Origin of the sequence: Pseudomonas urethralis (assembly GCF_021602465.1) — a bacterium.
Classification (GTDB): Bacteria; Pseudomonadota; Gammaproteobacteria; order Pseudomonadales; family Pseudomonadaceae; genus Aquipseudomonas; species Aquipseudomonas vlassakiae.
Genome location: NZ_BQIJ01000005.1, coordinates 384,644 through 399,988 on the forward strand (window position 1 = coordinate 384,644; position 15,345 = coordinate 399,988).

Genomic DNA, 15,345 nt, shown 5'->3' on the forward strand with positions numbered 1-15,345 from the left:
TACGCCTCCGTCAAGCGTGAGCAGGGTCGATGTCCACTGTCCTTCCCGAAGATTCCGTCGGTCTGGTTACACCGCAAATTGCCAGCTTCGATGAACCGCTGGCCTTGGCCTGCGGCCGTTCGCTGAACAGCTACGAGCTGGTCTACGAGACCTATGGCACCCTGAATGCCAGCGCGAGCAATGCCGTGCTGATCTGCCATGCCCTGTCCGGCCATCACCATGCCGCAGGCTACCATGCCACCACCGACCGCAAGCCGGGCTGGTGGGACAGCTGCATCGGCCCCGGCAAGCCGATCGACACCAACCGCTTCTTCGTGGTCAGCCTGAACAACCTCGGCGGCTGCAATGGCAGCACCGGCCCGAGCAGCGTCAATCCGGCCACCGGCAAGCCTTATGGCGCCGAGTTCCCGGTACTGACCGTTGAAGACTGGGTGCATAGCCAGGCGCGCCTGGCTGACCGCCTGGGCATCCAGCAGTGGGCGGCCATCGTGGGTGGCAGCCTGGGGGGCATGCAGGCCCTGCAATGGACCATCACCTACCCTGATCGCGTGCGCCACTGTGTGGATATCGCCTCGGCCCCCAAACTGTCGGCGCAGAACATCGCCTTCAACGAAGTGGCACGCCAGGCCATCCTTACCGACCCTGAGTTCCACGGCGGCTCGTTCCAGGACCAGGGCGTGATCCCCAAGCGCGGCCTGATGCTGGCACGCATGGTCGGCCACATCACGTACCTGTCCGACGACTCGATGGGTGAGAAATTCGGCCGCGAGCTGAAGAGCGACAAGCTCAACTACGACTTCCACAGTGTCGAATTCCAGGTCGAAAGCTACCTGCGCTATCAGGGCGAGGAGTTTTCCGGCCGCTTCGACGCCAACACCTACCTGCTGATGACCAAGGCCCTGGACTACTTCGACCCGGCCGCTGCCAATGGCGGCGACCTGGCGGCGACCCTGGCCCACGTCAAGGCGGATTACTGCATCATGTCGTTCACCACCGACTGGCGCTTCTCGCCGGCCCGCTCGCGGGAGATCGTCGACGCGCTGATGGCGGCCCGCAAGAACGTCTGTTATCTGGAGATCGATTCGCCTTACGGCCACGATGCCTTCCTGATACCCACGCCTCGCTACATGCAGGGTTTCGCGAACTACATGAACCGCATCGTCATCTGAGGACAGCATGAGAGCCGATCTGGAAATCATCCACGACTGGATTCCCGCCGGCAGCCGGGTACTCGACCTGGGCTGCGGCAGTGGCGAGCTGCTGGCCTCGCTGCGTGACCGCAAGCAGGTCACCGGCTATGGCCTGGAGATCGACCCCGACAACATCGCTGCCTGCGTGGCCAGGGGCGTCAACGTCATCGAACAGGACCTCGACAAGGGCCTGGGCAACTTTGCCAGCAACAGCTTCGACGTGGTAATCATGACCCAGGCCCTGCAGGCCGTGGAGTACCCGGACCGCATCCTCGACGAGATGCTGCGGGTGGGCCGCCAGTGCATCATCACGTTCCCCAACTTCGGCCACTGGCGCTGCCGCTGGTACCTGGCCACCAAGGGGCGCATGCCGGTCTCGGACTTCATGCCGTACACCTGGTACAACACGCCGAACATCCACTTCTGCACCTTCGCCGACTTCGAAGAGCTGTGCCATGAGCGCCGCGCCAAGGTCCTTGACCGCCTGGCCGTCGACCACTTGCACCGTAACGGGTGGGGCGGGCGGCTTTGGCCTAATCTTCTAGGTGAAATCGGCATCTATCGCGTCAGCAGCCCGGGCCTGCAGGAGCATCAACTGGCGGTCTGACGCCCACCGGAGGACTCGCACCATGCGTCGCCTAGCCCTGTTCCTGATCAGCCTGTGCCTGGCACTGCCAGTGATGGCGGCCGATGCCGCCCGACCTGAGCGCAAGGAAGTCTTCGGCGACGTGACGGTGCACTACAGCGCCTTCACCTCAAGCCTGTTGCAACCGGACATCGCCGCTGCCACCGGGCTCAACCGGAGCAAGAACCAAGGCGTGCTCAACATCGCTGTGCTCAAGGCCGACAAGCCCGCCATGGCGGTGGTCAGCGGCAAGGTGAAGGACCTGACCGGGCGCACCAGCCCGCTGTCGTTCAAGCAGATAACCGACCAGGGTGCGGTGTATTACATCGCCCAGTTCAAGATCGAGCAGGCCGAGACCCTGACCTTCGAGCTGACTGTCGAAACCGGCGGGGTCAGCCATCAACTCAGTTTCAACCAGGAAGTGTTCCCAGGCGAATGATGAATTTCCAGCAACTCGTATTGGCCAGCCACAACGCCGGCAAACTCAAGGAACTCCAGGCCATGCTCGGCCAGGCCGTGCAGCTGCGCTCGATCGGTGAGTTCAGCCAGGTAGAACCTGAAGAGACCGGCCTGTCATTCGTCGAGAACGCCATCCTCAAGGCCCGCAACGCTGCGCGCATCTCCGGCCTGCCGGCGCTGGCCGACGATTCCGGCCTGGCAGTTGACTTCCTCGGCGGCGCGCCAGGCATCTACTCGGCGCGCTATGCCGACGGCAAAGGTGATGCGGCGAACAACGCCAAGCTGCTCGAAGCCTTGAAGGACGTGCCGCCAGAGCAGCGCGGTGCCCAGTTCGTCTGCGTGCTGGCGCTGGTGCGCCATGCCGATGACCCGCTGCCGATCCTTTGCGAAGGCCTGTGGCACGGCAGCATCCTGTTCGAGGCCAGCGGCGAGCATGGCTTCGGTTACGACCCGCTGTTCTGGGTCCCGGAGCGCAAGTGCTCCAGCGCAGACCTCGCGCCTGCGGATAAGAACCAGCTCAGCCACCGCGCCCGCGCCATGGCCCTGCTGCGTCAACGTCTGGGCCTGGCATGATCGCATCGCTGTCCGAAGCCAGCACGGTGGTGCTCACCAGCCTGTCACCGCTGGCACTGTACATCCACATCCCGTGGTGTGTGCGCAAATGCCCTTACTGTGACTTCAACTCCCATGCCGCCGGGCCTGATCTGCCGGAAGAGGCTTACGTCGACGCCTTGTTGACCGACCTCGACCTGGAACTGGCTGCGGTGCAGGGCCGGACCCTGTCCTCGATCTTCTTCGGCGGCGGTACCCCGAGCTTGTTCAGTGCCAAGTCCCTGGGGCGCCTGCTGCGTGGCGTGGAGCAACGCATCCCGTTCGCAGCAGACATCGAGATCACACTCGAGGCCAACCCAGGTACCTTCGAGCAAGAGAAGTTCAAGGCCTACCGGCAGACCGGTATCAACCGCCTGTCCATTGGCGTACAGAGCTTCCAGCCAGCCAAACTCGAAGCGCTGGGCCGCATCCATAACGGCGACGAAGCGATCCGCGCCGCTGGCATGGCGCGCGCGGCCGGCTTCGACAACTTCAACATGGACCTGATGCACGGCCTGCCTGACCAGTCGCTGGACGACGCGCTGGGTGACCTGCGTCAGGCCATTGACCTCGGGCCGACGCACCTGTCGTGGTACCAGCTGACGGTCGAGCCGAATACGGTGTTCTGGAACCAGCCGCCGGAGCTGCCTGAAGATGACATCCTCTGGGATATTCAGGAGGCCGGCCAGGCGCTGATGGCGGCCAACGGTTTCAGACAGTACGAAGTTTCGGCCTATGCCCAGGCTGACCGCGCTGCCCGGCACAACCTCAACTACTGGCGCTTTGGTGACTTCATCGGCATCGGTGCCGGTGCCCACGGCAAGCTGACCTTTGCCGATGGCCGCATCCTGCGTACCTGGAAGACCCGCCTGCCCAAGGACTACCTGAACCTGGCCAAGCCATTCAAGGCTGGCGAGAAGCTGTTGCCGGTGGATGAGCTGCCGTTCGAGTTCCTGATGAACGCCCTGCGCCTCACCGATGGCGTGGAAGCCGAGCTGTTCACCCAGCGCACCGGGCTGCCCCTGGCGCAGCTGGCCGAGGCCCGCCGCGCCGCCGAACAAAAGGGCCTTTTGCAGGTCGAACCGGATCGACTGGTGGCCACGCCACGCGGCCAGCTGTTCCTCAATGACCTGCTGCAGTATTTCTTGACCTAAGGATGACCCATGGATCTGGTACTTGATCTGCTCGCCACGGTTTCGCGCTGGAGCCGCAGCAATCTGTCTGAGATTTCCCTGGCCCTGGTAGGCTGCCTGCTGGTGCTGTTCGGCACCGACATCAAAGGCTGGGTGGACCAGCGCCTGGGGGCTCTGGCGGGTGCGCTGCGGGTGCCGGTGATGGCTGCCCTGGTGATGATCGGCAGCGGTGCGGCGCTGATCTATGCCACGCCGTGGGTGGTGAAGGGATTGGGGCAGTTCAACAACTATGCGTTGGCGCCAGTGTTGTTGGTGGTGCTGGTGTTGATTGGCGTGGTGGCTGATCGCCGCGGGTGAGCCTGCTAAAAGCTGCCCCGGAGAACCAGGGCAGCCCTACCACCTGACTAGCCCTTACTGGGCATCATCGAAGTGGTCGCGCATGAAGTCTCTTGCAGTCTTGAGCACAGTCAAGATCCGGATGAGCTTCCAGACGCGGCTCAGCGCATCAAGCAAACGCTTCATATGCCTTGGCCTCCGTGTTGGCGGGCCAATCTTCCAGCATCTAACCGGCGCTTCGATGCCTTCGAAAACCGTGTGACAGCATTCGGTGAAGTGGCCAGGTCAATGGCCCTTCGAACAATTCACCGGCACGGTTCTCAGGCCGTGTCGAAGGGGCCGGAAAGCAGAATTCTTCGCCTACCCGGCCCATCACCGAAATTATCCACACTGGAGCAGCGCAATGATACTTGGGATACGCGTTCGAAGCTGTTAACCACTCCGACACGCTGAATATGTCTCATCATTGACCCATCGTCTCAGGCTGCCTATGATCCCCTGACCGTGTGGCGGCTTTCGGTGAAGCCCCGGAGCGAAGGATACTCAGTCCTGTCGCTCCCATAAAAAAACCGCTCTTCTCAGAGCGGTTTTTTTCGCCTGCATTTCTACAGGCCTCAGCGTATCGAAAGGCTCAATCCGCCAATCAATCCACCTTTTCGAACTTCAAATCCCACACCCCATGCCCCAGCCGCTCGCCACGGCGTTCGAACTTGGTGATCGGGCGCTCTTCAGGGCGTGGCACGTAGGTGCCGTCTTCAGCACGGTTGCGATAGCCCGGGGCGGCGCTCATCACTTCCAGCATGTACTCGGCATACGGCTCCCAGTCGGTCGCCATGTGGAACACGCCACCGGGCTTGAGCTTGCGGCGCACCAGCTCGGCGAACTCCAGCTGGACGATGCGGCGCTTGTGGTGACGCGCCTTGTGCCATGGGTCCGGGAAGAACAGCATCAGGCGGTCGAGGCTGTTGTCGGCCACGCAGCGGTTGAGCACTTCGATCGCATCGCAGTCATACACCCGCAGGTTCTTCAGGCCTTGGGTCAGCACGCCGTTCAGCAGCGCACCGACACCCGGACGGTGTACTTCGACACCGATGAAGTCCTGTTCAGGCGCGGCAGCGGCCATTTCCAGCAGGGAATGGCCCATGCCGAAGCCGATTTCCAGGGTACGCGGCGCCGAACGGCCGAACACCTGGTCGTAGTCCACCGGGCTGTCGGCCAGCGGCAGGATGAACTGCGGGCCGCCCTGGTCGAGGCCGCGTTGCTGGCCTTCAGTCATGCGCCCGGCGCGCATCACGAAGCTCTTGATGCGGCGGTGTGGGCGCTGGTCGCCGTCGGTGGAAATCGGCGTATCTTGCGAGTCAGTCATCAGGGGCTCTTACTTGATCAGACCATCCAGCGGCGAAGAGGCGCTGGCATAAAGTTTTTTCGGCATGCGGCCGGCCAGGTAGGCCATGCGGCCAGCGAGGATGGCGTGCTTCATGGCCTCGGCCATCAGCACAGGCTGCTGGGCGTGGGCGATGGCGGAGTTCATCAGCACGGCTTCACAGCCCATTTCCATGGCGATGGTGGCGTCGGAAGCCGTACCAACACCCGCGTCAACCAGCACCGGCACCTTCGATTCTTCAAGGATGATCTGCAGGTTGTAGGGGTTGCAGATACCCAGGCCAGTGCCGATCAGACCGGCCAGCGGCATCACCGCGATGCAGCCGGCTTCGGCCAGCTGGCGGGCGATGATCGGATCGTCGCTGGTGTAGACCATCACGTCGAAGCCATCCTTGACCAGCACTTCGGCGGCCTTGAGGGTTTCGATCACGTTGGGGAACAGGGTTTTCTGGTCGGCCAGCACTTCCAGCTTCACCAGGGTGCGCGACTCGTGGGACTTGTGGCCATCGAGCAACTCGCGGGCCAGACGGCAGGTACGCACCGCCTCGACAGCATCGAAACAACCTGCGGTGTTTGGCAGGATGGTGTATTTGTCGGGCGACAGCACGTCGAGCAGGTTCGGCTCGCCCGCATTCTGGCCAAGGTTGGTCCGGCGCACGGCCACGGTGACGATCTCGGCACCCGAAGCCTCGGTGGCCAGGCGGGTTTCTTCCATGTCACGGTACTTGCCGGTGCCGACCAGCAGGCGCGACTGGAAAGTGCGCCCGGCCAGGATGAAGGGCTTGTCGCTACGAACGTTGCTCATCGTTGTTCCTCGGGAAAAGATTGCTGGGCTTGCAGGTAATCGCCGGCCCGGTTTCAGCCGCCACCAATGGCGTGGACCACTTCGACCTGGTCGCCTTCGCTCAGCTGCGTGCTGTCGTGCTGGCTACGCGGCACGATATCCAGGTTGAGTTCCACCGCCACCCGGCGCCCGGTCAGTTCCAGGCGGGCCAGCAGGGCCGCGACGCTTTCGCCAGCGGGCAATTCGTAAGGTTCACCGTTCAGTTGAATGCGCATGCGCACGGCCACCATTGTTCTTTGGGGGCCCGCATTCTAGCGCCGATCCACGCACGAACCCAAGGGTGCTGCACGCCATTAGTCGCGATTGTGGACCGCTTGGTCAGCCCAGCCGCCAGGCAGCCAGGCCCAGGCACAGCCAACCGGCAAGGAAGCACAGGCCGCCGAAAGGGGTGATGATGCCCAGTTTGCCCAGGCCGCTGAGCGTCAGCAGGTACAAGCTACCGGAGAACAGCACGATCCCCAGGGCGAACAGACCGCCAGCCCAGCCGACCAGGCGCCCCGGCAGGTGCGCCGAAAGCACGGCGACACCAAAGATCGCCAGGGCATGCACCAGCTGATAGGTCACCCCCGTTTGGAAAATGGCCAGGTAATCAGCCGGCAGACGGTTCTTCAAGCCATGTGCGGCGAACGCGCCCAGGGCGACGCCGGTAAAGCCGAAGAAGGCAGCGAGCATGAGGAAGCTGCGAAGCATGGGACGACTCCTTGTATCGGGTCTGTATAATGGCCCGTTCCACCGGTCCGGCCAAGCCATCGCCATGCTGTCATCCATTCTCCGCCGCCTCGCCCGCGCCCTGCTCTGGTTCGCTGCCGGCAGCATCGTGCTGGTGCTGGTGTTTCGCTGGGTACCACCGCCTGGCACGGCCTTGATGCTCGAACGCAAGGTGCAATCGTGGGTGAGTGGCGAGCCGATTGACCTGCAACGCGACTGGGAGCCGTGGGAGAACATCTCCGACGAACTCAAGGTGGCAGTCATCGCCGGTGAAGACCAGAAGTTTGCCAGCCATTGGGGCTTCGACATTCCGGCCATCCAGGCGGCGCTGGCGTACAACGAGCGTGGCGGCAGCATTCGTGGCGCCAGCACCCTGACCCAGCAGGTAGCCAAGAACCTCTTCCTGTGGTCGGGCCGCAGCTGGTTCCGCAAGGGGCTGGAGGCCTGGTTCACGGGGCTGATCGAACTGTTCTGGTCGAAGGAGCGGATTCTTGAGGTTTACCTGAACAGCGCCGAGTGGGGCAAAGGCGTATTCGGCGCCCAGGCCGCGGCGCGTTATCACTTTGGTGTCGATGCCAGCCGACTGACCCGCCAGCAGGCCGCACAACTGGCCGCCGTGCTACCGAGCCCGATCAAATGGAGTGCCAGCCGGCCCAGCGCCTATGTGGCAAGCCGGGCGGGCTGGATTCGCCGGCAGATGAGCCAGCTCGGCGGGCCCAGCTACCTGATGCAACTGGACAGCTCGCGCAGGCCGTAAACCCGACAAAAAAGCCGCTCACCCTCTCGGGTCAGCGGCTTTTCGATGCAGGCAGGACAGGTCAGACGGTGATCAGTGCCTTGACCTTGTTCATTGCATTCTTCTCCAACTGGCGAATACGCTCAGCCGAAACGCTGTACTTGTCAGCCAGCTCATGCAGCGTGGCCTTTTCTTCCGCCAGCCAGCGCTGGTAGAGGATATCGCGGCTACGGTCATCCAGGCCTTGCAGTGCTTCGTGCAGGTTGCTGGTGGAGTTGTCGCTCCAGTCGGCATCCTCCAGCTGCACAGCCGGATCGTAGCGGTGGTCTTCCAGATAATGCGCTGGCGACTGGAAGGCGCTGTCGTCATCCGCTTCGGCTGCCGGGTCGAAGGCCATGTCCTGGCCACTCAGGCGGCTTTCCATCTCGCGCACTTCACGCGGCTCGACGCCGAGGCTTTCCGCCACACGATGCACTTCGTCGTTGTTCAGCCAGGCCAGGCGCTTCTTCTGGCTGCGCAGGTTGAAGAACAGCTTGCGCTGGGCCTTGGTGGTGGCCACCTTGACGATGCGCCAGTTGCGCAGGATGAATTCGTGGATCTCTGCCTTGATCCAGTGCACGGCGAAGGACACCAGGCGCACACCCATCTCCGGGTTGAAACGCTTGACCGCCTTCATCAGGCCGACGTTGCCTTCCTGGATCAGGTCAGCCTGCGCCAGACCGTACCCTGCATAGCTACGGGCGATATGCACAACGAACCGCAGGTGGGCCATCACCATTTGCCGAGCGGCCTCGAGATCCTGCTCATAGTAGAGACGCTCGGCCAGATCACGCTCCTGCTCGACAGACAGCAGCGGGATGCTGTTGACCGTGTGCACGTAGGCTTCCAGGTTTGCACCGGGCACCAGGGCATAGGCAGGTTGCAACGATGTGGTCATTCAAGAACCTCCGACTTACAAAACTCGCGCCTTGTGAGCGCTGCCAACATTGACCCGGAACGAGCGTACAAGTTCCATCGTGAAGGAAATGTCAATGCTGGCACGTAAAAACTATCGCGGCGCCAGCTCGTTCAAGTGGCGGGCGACTGCGATCCATGCACCGATATACCCCAACAGCACCGCTCCGATCAAGAGCGACAGACCATCGGACGCCGGCACCCCGCCCAGGGCGAAGTCACTGCCATACAGCCCGGAAAGCCCTATCACGGCCTCGTTGAGCCAGTTCAGGCCAAAGGCCAGGATGGCCCAGGCCAGCACCCCCGCACCCAGGCCGTACAAGGCGCCCATGTACAGGAAAGGCCGGCGGACGTAGCTGTCCGTACCACCCACCAGCTTGATCACTTCGATCTCGATGCGGCGGTTTTCGATATGTAGACGAATTGTGTTACCGATTACTAACAGCAGCGCGGAAATCAGCATTACCGCCAGGCCGAAGACAAAACGGTCGCCCAGCTTGAGGATCGCCGCCAGCCGCTCGACCCATACCAGGTCCAGTTGTGCATTCTCTACCCTTGGCAGCTCCGAGAGACGTTGACGGAGAGCTTCCAGGGCCGGTTTATCGACTTCGGTCGGGGTCACCACCACCACACCGGGCAACGGGTTGTCAGGCAGTTCGCGCAGGGCCTCGCCCAGCCCGGACTGCTGCTGGAACTCTTGCAGGGCCTGCCCGGGGCTGACGTATTGGGCATCGGCGACTCCCGGCATGCGCTTGATGTCATCACGCAGGGCTTCACCCTGCTGGCTACCTGCATCGAGCTTCAGGTACAGCGAAATCTGTGCGGCGCGTTGCCATGAGCCACCCAGCACCTCGATATTCTTCAGCAGCAGCGACAGCCCCATGGGCATGCTCAGGGCCACGGCCATCACCAGGCAGGTGAAGAAGCTGCCGATCGGCTGCTTGCCCAGCCGTCGAAGGCTGTCGGCCAGGCTGGCGCGATGGCTTTCCAGCCAGGCGTGCAGCAGGGTGCGGAAATCCGGGCCGTCGTCATCGTGATCGCCGCCCTTCTTCCTCGCCGGCTGCGGGTCGGCAGCCTTGGGCGCAACGCGCTCGGAAACCTTTGGTGTACGTGTAGTGCTCATTGCCCGGCCTCCCCATCGCCGATCAGACGACCGCGCTGCAGGGTCAGCATGCGGTGGCGCATGCGCGCAATCAGTGCCAGGTCGTGACTGGCGATCAGAACCGTGGTGCCCAGGCGGTTGATATCCTCGAACACGCCCATGATCTCCGCGGCCAGCCGCGGGTCGAGGTTACCGGTGGGCTCATCCGCCAGCAGCAAGGCCGGCTGGTGAACGATGGCGCGGGCAATACCGACCCGCTGCTGCTGGCCGGTGGACAGGTCGGCCGGGAACAGCTCGCCCTTGTCGGCCAGCGACACCCGCTCCAGCGCCGAATCCACGCGTTTGGCGATCTCGGCCTTGGACAAGCCGAGAATCTGCAGCGGCAGGGCGATGTTGTTGAACACGGTGCGGTCGAACAGCAGCTGGTGGTTCTGGAACACCACGCCAATCTGCCGACGCAGGAACGGGATCTGCGCATTGCTGATCTGACCCAGGTCCTGCCCGGCCAGCATCAGCTTGCCGCTGGTCGGGCGTTCCATGGCCAGCAACAGGCGCAGCAAGGTGCTCTTGCCCGCACCCGAGTGCCCGGTGACGAACAGGAACTCGCCCCGGCGCGCGCGGAAACTCAGCTCGTGCAAGCCGACATGGCCGTTGGGGTAGCGCTTGGCAACCTGTTCGAATCGGATCATGGTCAGTCTCGCTCGGCGAACAGAGCCTTGACGAACGGCTCGGCTTCGAATGTGCGCAGGTCGTCGATGCCTTCACCGACCCCGATGAAGCGGATCGGCAGCTTGAACTGCTTGGCCAGGGCGAAGATCACCCCACCTTTGGCAGTGCCATCCAGCTTGGTCAGCGCCAGGCCGGTCAGCTCGACGCTCTGGTGGAAGTACTTGGCCTGGCTGATGGCGTTCTGCCCGGTACCGGCGTCGAGCACCAGCAGCACCTCGTGGGGCGCCTCGGCATCGAGCTTGCCGATGACCCGGCGGACCTTCTTGAGCTCCTCCATCAGGTTGTCCTTGGTGTGCAGCCGGCCAGCGGTGTCGGCGATCAGCACATCGATACCACGGGCTTTGGCAGCCTGTACCGCGTCGAAGATCACCGAGGCGGAATCGGCGCCGGTGTGCTGGGCAATCACCGGGATCTGGTTACGCTCGCCCCAGACCTGCAATTGCTCCACGGCAGCGGCACGGAAGGTATCACCGGCAGCCAGCATGACCTTCTTGCCTTCCAGTTGCAGCTTCTTGGCCAGCTTGCCGATGGTGGTGGTCTTGCCGGCACCGTTCACGCCGACGACCAGAATCACGTAGGGCTTGTTCTGCGCCTGGACCTTGAGCGGCTGCTCGACAGGGCGCAGCAGGGCTGCCAGTTCCTCCTGCAGCGACTTGTACAGCGCGTCGGCGTCGGCCAGCTGCTTGCGGGCGACCTTCTGGGTCAGGTTCTGAACGATGGCCGAGGTGGCTTCGACGCCGACGTCGGCCGTCAGCAGACGGGTTTCGATCTCGTCGAGCAGGTCGTCATCGATGACCTTCTTGCCCAGGAACAGGCTGGCCATGCCCTCGCCGATGCTGGCGCTGGTCTTCGACAGGCCCTGCTTGAGGCGGGCGAAGAAACCGGGCTTGGACTGCTCGGTGGCAACCGGGGCAGCGACCTCGGGAGCGGGTTGCGGCTCCACAGGCGCAGGGGCCACGACTGGCGTCACGGCCACCGGTTCTGGTGCGGGACGCTGCGGAATCACCGGTGGCGCCTTCGGCTGCAGGTCCGGCACCAGCGCCACAGGCTCTTCGGCTACCGGCAGCACCAGGTTGCTGACAGGGGCTGCGTGCTCGACCACCGGGGCAGTCTCGACCGGCGCTGCTTGTACAGGCAGGGAAGCGATGGGCTCGGGCACCGGAGCGACCAGCGGCTCGGAAGCGACCGGTTCAGGCTCGGGCGCCACTACTGGCGTGGAGGCGACTGGCTCTGGCGCAGGCGCTTCGACTACCGGAGGCATAGGCTCGACCGGCGCAGGCGGCTGTCCTTCGACACGCGGCTGCTCGGCGGCGGGCGGCGGCGTTACCGGCTCGGCTGGCTGCACCTCGGGCGCTGGTGGCTCAGGCGTTTGAGGCTGTTCGGCGACAGGTTGCTGCGGTTTCTTGCGAAACCAGCTGAACAGGCCTTTTTTCTCGCCAGCCTCGGCCGGCGCTTTTTTGTCGTCGTTGGAACCAAACATGGAAGACGGCTATCTCAGGGTAGCGATGGGCCAGCAACTGGCACATCAGGAATTCTCTAAACGCAGAACAGACTATTTTGAATCCGACTGGTTCATGCGCAATGTTTTGTCTTAATGGGCCTGCGGGCCAGAACGGCGACAGGCATGGTCGCCAGGCAACCGGATCAGTATCCTAGCACCTCCTGGCCCGCCGACGCTAAACCAGCGGGCCGCCGAACAGGTTAATCACCGTATGAATGCTCTAGCCCGCCGCGCCGCTGGCCTGTTGCTCGGCACGCTCTGCCTGCCGCTCGCGGCATTCGCCGCCGACGTGCAACCGACCCACGAATTCATCCTCGACAACGGCCTGAAAGTGGTCGTGCGCGAAGACCACCGTGCCCCAGTGGTCGTCTCGCAGATCTGGTACAAGGTCGGCTCCAGCTACGAGACCCCAGGCCAGACCGGCTTGTCCCATGCCCTGGAGCACATGATGTTCAAGGGCAGCGCCAAGATCGGCCCTGGCGAGGCCTCGCGCATCCTGCGTGACCTCGGCGCGGAAGAAAACGCCTTCACCAGCGACGACTACACCGCCTACTACCAGGTGCTGGCCCGCGACCGCCTGCCGGTGGCCCTTGAGCTCGAAGCCGACCGCCTGGCCAGCCTGCGCCTGCCTGCCGACGAGTTCGCCCGTGAAATCGAGGTGATCAAGGAAGAGCGCCGCCTGCGTACCGATGACCAGCCAAGTTCCAAGGCCTTCGAGCTGTTCCGTGCCATGGCCTTCCCGGCCAGCGGCTACCACACCCCGACCATCGGCTGGATGGCCGACCTCGAGCGCATGAAAGTCGAGGAACTGCGTCACTGGTACGAATCCTGGTACGCACCGAACAACGCCACCCTGGTGGTGGTCGGCGATGTCACCGCCGATGAGGTCAAAGGCCTGGCACAGAAATACTTCGGCAGCATCCCCAAGCGCGCCGTGCCACCCGCCAAACTGCCGCTGGAACTGGCCGAACCGGGCCAGCGCCAGCTGACCTTGCACGTACGCACCCAGTTGCCGAGCCTGATCTACGGCTTCAACGTACCGGGCCTGGCCACTGCCAAGGAGCCACGCACCGTGCATGCCCTGCGGCTGATCTCGGCCCTGCTCGACGGCGGCTACAGCGCGCGCATGCCGGCACGCCTGGAGCGTGGCCAGGAGCTGGTGGCCGGTGCTTCGTCCAGCTACAACGCCTTTACCCGGGGCGACAGCCTGTTCCTGATCTCGGCCACGCCGAACGTGCAAAAACAGAAAACCCTGGCTGACGTCGAAAAAGGCCTCTGGCAGCTGCTCGACGAACTCAAGACCACTCCGCCAAGCGCCGAAGAGCTGGAGCGCGTGCGCGCGCAGGTCATCGCCGGACTGGTCTACGACCGCGACTCCATCAGCAGCCAGGCCACCACCATCGGCCAGCTGGAAACCGTCGGCCTGTCCTGGAAGCTGATCGACAGCGAGCTGGACGAACTCAAGCGCGTCACCCCGGAAGACGTGCAAAACGCCGCACGCACCTATTTCACCCGCGAACGCCTGAGCGTTGCCCACGTACTGCCCGAGGAGTCCGCTCATGAGTGATCGCAGCGCACCACGCTACACCCTGATCGGCACGGGCATCATCGCGCTGGTAGTGGCCGTGGCCGCCGTGCTCGCCCAGCCGGCACATTCCGAGGCCGAAAACAGCGCCGCCCGCCCGGCCAACACCCTGCAATCGCTGGCCGAGCTTGATGGCAAGGCACCCAGCAGGCGCCAGCTGAACATCCAGAACTGGACCACCGCCGAAGGCGCCCGAGTCCTGTTCGTCGAGGCCCGCGAGCTGCCGATGTTCGACCTGCGCGTGACTTTTGCCGCCGGCAGCAGCCAGGACGGCAACACCCCTGGCCTGGCCAGCCTGACCAACGCCATGCTCAACGAGGGCGTGGCCGGCAAGGACGTGACGGCCATCGCCGAGGGCTTCGAGGGCCTGGGTGCCGACTTTGGCAACGGTTCCTATCGCGACATGGCCGTGGCCTCGCTGCGCAGCCTGAGTGCCCGTGACAAACGCGAGCCCGCCCTCAAGCTGTTCGCCGAAGTGACCGGCAAGCCAACCTTCCCGGAAGACGCCCTGAAACGCATCAAGAACCAGCTGCTGGCCGGTTTCGAGTATGAGAAACAAAACCCTGGCAAGATCGCCGGCAAGGCGCTGTTCAGTAAGCTCTACGGCGATCACCCCTACGCTCAGCCAAGCGATGGCAGCGCCGAGAGCGTACCAGGCATCACCCTTGAGCAGCTGCGCGCCTTCCACGCCAAGGCCTATGCCGCTGGCAACGCGGTGATCGCCCTGGTCGGCGACCTTAGCCGCGAGGAAGCCGAGGCCGTCGCCGCCCAGGTCTCCGCTGCCCTGCCCAAAGGCCCGGCACTGGCCAAACCGGCCCAGCCGGTCGAGCCCGGGGCTGGCGTCACCCATATCGACTTCCCGAGCAAGCAGACGCACCTGATGCTCGCCGAGCTTGGCATCGACCGTCAGGACCCGGACTGGCCGGCCCTTTCGCTGGGCAACCAGATCCTCGGCGGCGGCGCCTTCGGCACCCGCCTGATGAGCGAAGTCCGCGAAAAACGCGGCCTGACCTACGGCGTGTATTCGGTATTCAGCCCGATGCAGGTGCGTGGGCCGTTCATGATCAACCTGCAGACCCGCGCCGAACTCAGTGAAGGCACGCTCAAGCTGGTACAGGACATCCTTGCCGACTACCTCAAGAGCGGCCCGACCCAGCAGGAGCTGGACGACGCCAAACGCGAACTGGCCGGCAGCTTCCCGCTGTCCAATGCCAGCAACGCCAGCATCGTCGGCCAACTGGGCGCCATCGGTTTCTACAACCTGCCCCTTACCTGGCTGGAGGACTTCATGCAGCAGTCCCAGGCGCTGACCGTCGAACAGGTCAAGGCGGCGATGAACAAGCACCTGGCAGCCGATAAACTGGTGATCGTCACCGTTGGCCCGAAAGTGCCACAGAAGCCACTACCTGCCCCCACTGACAAACCGTCCGAGCAACCGCTCGGCGTACCGGAGCACTAATGCCTAGATC

17 protein-coding genes are annotated in these 15,345 nt (G+C 63.7%); 9 read left to right on the forward strand and 8 right to left on the reverse strand.

Annotated features, from left to right (window positions below; all coding sequences use genetic code 11):
- The first annotated feature begins 29 nt into the window (after positions 1 to 29).
- Genes metX through L6D64_RS11500 form a run of 6 tightly spaced genes read left to right on the forward strand, consistent with a single transcriptional unit; the run spans position 30 to position 4,355 of the window.
- A complete protein-coding gene (metX, locus tag L6D64_RS11475; protein WP_176508103.1) occupies positions 30 to 1,169 on the forward strand; it encodes a homoserine O-succinyltransferase MetX in 1,140 nt (379 codons plus the stop codon).
- 7 nt (positions 1,170 to 1,176) lie between these two features.
- Complete coding sequence (gene metW, locus L6D64_RS11480; RefSeq protein WP_054884211.1) at positions 1,177 to 1,797, forward strand: methionine biosynthesis protein MetW; 621 nt, start codon at positions 1,177 to 1,179, stop codon at positions 1,795 to 1,797.
- A 22-nt stretch (positions 1,798 to 1,819) separates the two neighbouring features.
- Positions 1,820 to 2,254 carry a DUF4426 domain-containing protein gene (locus L6D64_RS11485; RefSeq protein WP_176508102.1) on the forward strand — a complete coding sequence of 145 codons (435 nt, stop codon included), beginning with the start codon at positions 1,820 to 1,822 and terminating at the stop codon, positions 2,252 to 2,254.
- Positions 2,251 to 2,847 carry an RdgB/HAM1 family non-canonical purine NTP pyrophosphatase gene (gene rdgB, locus L6D64_RS11490; protein ID WP_176508101.1) on the forward strand — a complete coding sequence of 199 codons (597 nt, stop codon included), beginning with the start codon at positions 2,251 to 2,253 and terminating at the stop codon, positions 2,845 to 2,847. Before L6D64_RS11485 ends, rdgB begins: the two co-directional genes overlap by 4 nt.
- Positions 2,844 to 4,019 carry a radical SAM family heme chaperone HemW gene (gene hemW / locus L6D64_RS11495; protein ID WP_176508100.1) on the forward strand — a complete coding sequence of 392 codons (1,176 nt, stop codon included), beginning with the start codon at positions 2,844 to 2,846 and terminating at the stop codon, positions 4,017 to 4,019. Before rdgB ends, hemW begins: the two co-directional genes overlap by 4 nt.
- A 9-nt stretch (positions 4,020 to 4,028) precedes the next feature.
- Positions 4,029 to 4,355, forward strand: coding sequence for a DUF3392 family protein (locus L6D64_RS11500; RefSeq protein ID WP_027920975.1), 327 nt, complete (start codon positions 4,029 to 4,031; stop codon positions 4,353 to 4,355).
- Between the two features lie 622 nt (positions 4,356 to 4,977).
- Here L6D64_RS11500 and trmB read toward each other — a convergent pair.
- The 4 genes from trmB to L6D64_RS11520 all read right to left on the reverse strand — a co-directional run bounded on the left by trmB (position 4,978) and on the right by L6D64_RS11520 (position 7,251).
- Positions 4,978 to 5,700 carry a tRNA (guanosine(46)-N7)-methyltransferase TrmB gene (gene trmB, locus L6D64_RS11505; protein WP_099814467.1) on the reverse strand — a complete coding sequence of 241 codons (723 nt, stop codon included), beginning with the start codon at positions 5,698 to 5,700 and terminating at the stop codon, positions 4,978 to 4,980.
- 9 nt (positions 5,701 to 5,709) lie between these two features.
- Positions 5,710 to 6,522, reverse strand: coding sequence for a thiazole synthase (locus L6D64_RS11510; RefSeq protein WP_027920973.1), 813 nt, complete (start codon positions 6,520 to 6,522; stop codon positions 5,710 to 5,712).
- Positions 6,523 to 6,575: 53 nt separating this feature from the next.
- Complete coding sequence (gene thiS, locus L6D64_RS11515) at positions 6,576 to 6,776, reverse strand: sulfur carrier protein ThiS (RefSeq protein WP_099814494.1); 201 nt, start codon at positions 6,774 to 6,776, stop codon at positions 6,576 to 6,578.
- Positions 6,777 to 6,879: 103 nt separating this feature from the next.
- A complete protein-coding gene (locus L6D64_RS11520; protein WP_176508099.1) occupies positions 6,880 to 7,251 on the reverse strand; it encodes a DUF423 domain-containing protein in 372 nt (123 codons plus the stop codon).
- A 64-nt stretch (positions 7,252 to 7,315) separates the two neighbouring features.
- On the opposite strand from L6D64_RS11520, the gene mtgA reads away from it, so the two are divergent.
- Complete coding sequence (gene mtgA / locus L6D64_RS11525) at positions 7,316 to 8,026, forward strand: monofunctional biosynthetic peptidoglycan transglycosylase (RefSeq protein ID WP_176508218.1); 711 nt, start codon at positions 7,316 to 7,318, stop codon at positions 8,024 to 8,026.
- A 61-nt stretch (positions 8,027 to 8,087) separates the two neighbouring features.
- On the opposite strand, the gene rpoH is transcribed toward mtgA, so the two are convergent.
- From rpoH to ftsY, 4 genes are all read right to left on the reverse strand, one after another.
- Complete coding sequence (gene rpoH / locus L6D64_RS11530; protein WP_054884203.1) at positions 8,088 to 8,942, reverse strand: RNA polymerase sigma factor RpoH; 855 nt, start codon at positions 8,940 to 8,942, stop codon at positions 8,088 to 8,090.
- 111 nt (positions 8,943 to 9,053) lie between these two features.
- Complete coding sequence (gene ftsX, locus L6D64_RS11535; protein WP_176508098.1) at positions 9,054 to 10,082, reverse strand: permease-like cell division protein FtsX; 1,029 nt, start codon at positions 10,080 to 10,082, stop codon at positions 9,054 to 9,056.
- Positions 10,079 to 10,750 (reverse strand): cell division ATP-binding protein FtsE, encoded by a 672-nt coding sequence (gene ftsE / locus L6D64_RS11540; RefSeq protein WP_009684915.1) that lies wholly within the window; start codon positions 10,748 to 10,750, stop codon positions 10,079 to 10,081. Before ftsE ends, ftsX begins: the two co-directional genes overlap by 4 nt.
- Before the next feature lie 2 nt (positions 10,751 to 10,752).
- On the reverse strand, positions 10,753 to 12,270 hold the full coding sequence (ftsY, locus tag L6D64_RS11545) for a signal recognition particle-docking protein FtsY (RefSeq protein ID WP_176508097.1): 1,518 nt from the start codon (positions 12,268 to 12,270) through the stop codon (positions 10,753 to 10,755).
- Positions 12,271 to 12,502: 232 nt separating this feature from the next.
- Between ftsY and L6D64_RS11550 the strand changes: the two genes are divergently transcribed.
- Complete coding sequence (locus L6D64_RS11550; protein ID WP_054884200.1) at positions 12,503 to 13,858, forward strand: M16 family metallopeptidase; 1,356 nt, start codon at positions 12,503 to 12,505, stop codon at positions 13,856 to 13,858.
- On the forward strand, positions 13,851 to 15,335 hold the full coding sequence (locus L6D64_RS11555) for a M16 family metallopeptidase (RefSeq protein ID WP_176508096.1): 1,485 nt from the start codon (positions 13,851 to 13,853) through the stop codon (positions 15,333 to 15,335). Before L6D64_RS11550 ends, L6D64_RS11555 begins: the two co-directional genes overlap by 8 nt.
- Positions 15,336 to 15,345: the final 10 nt, after the last annotated feature.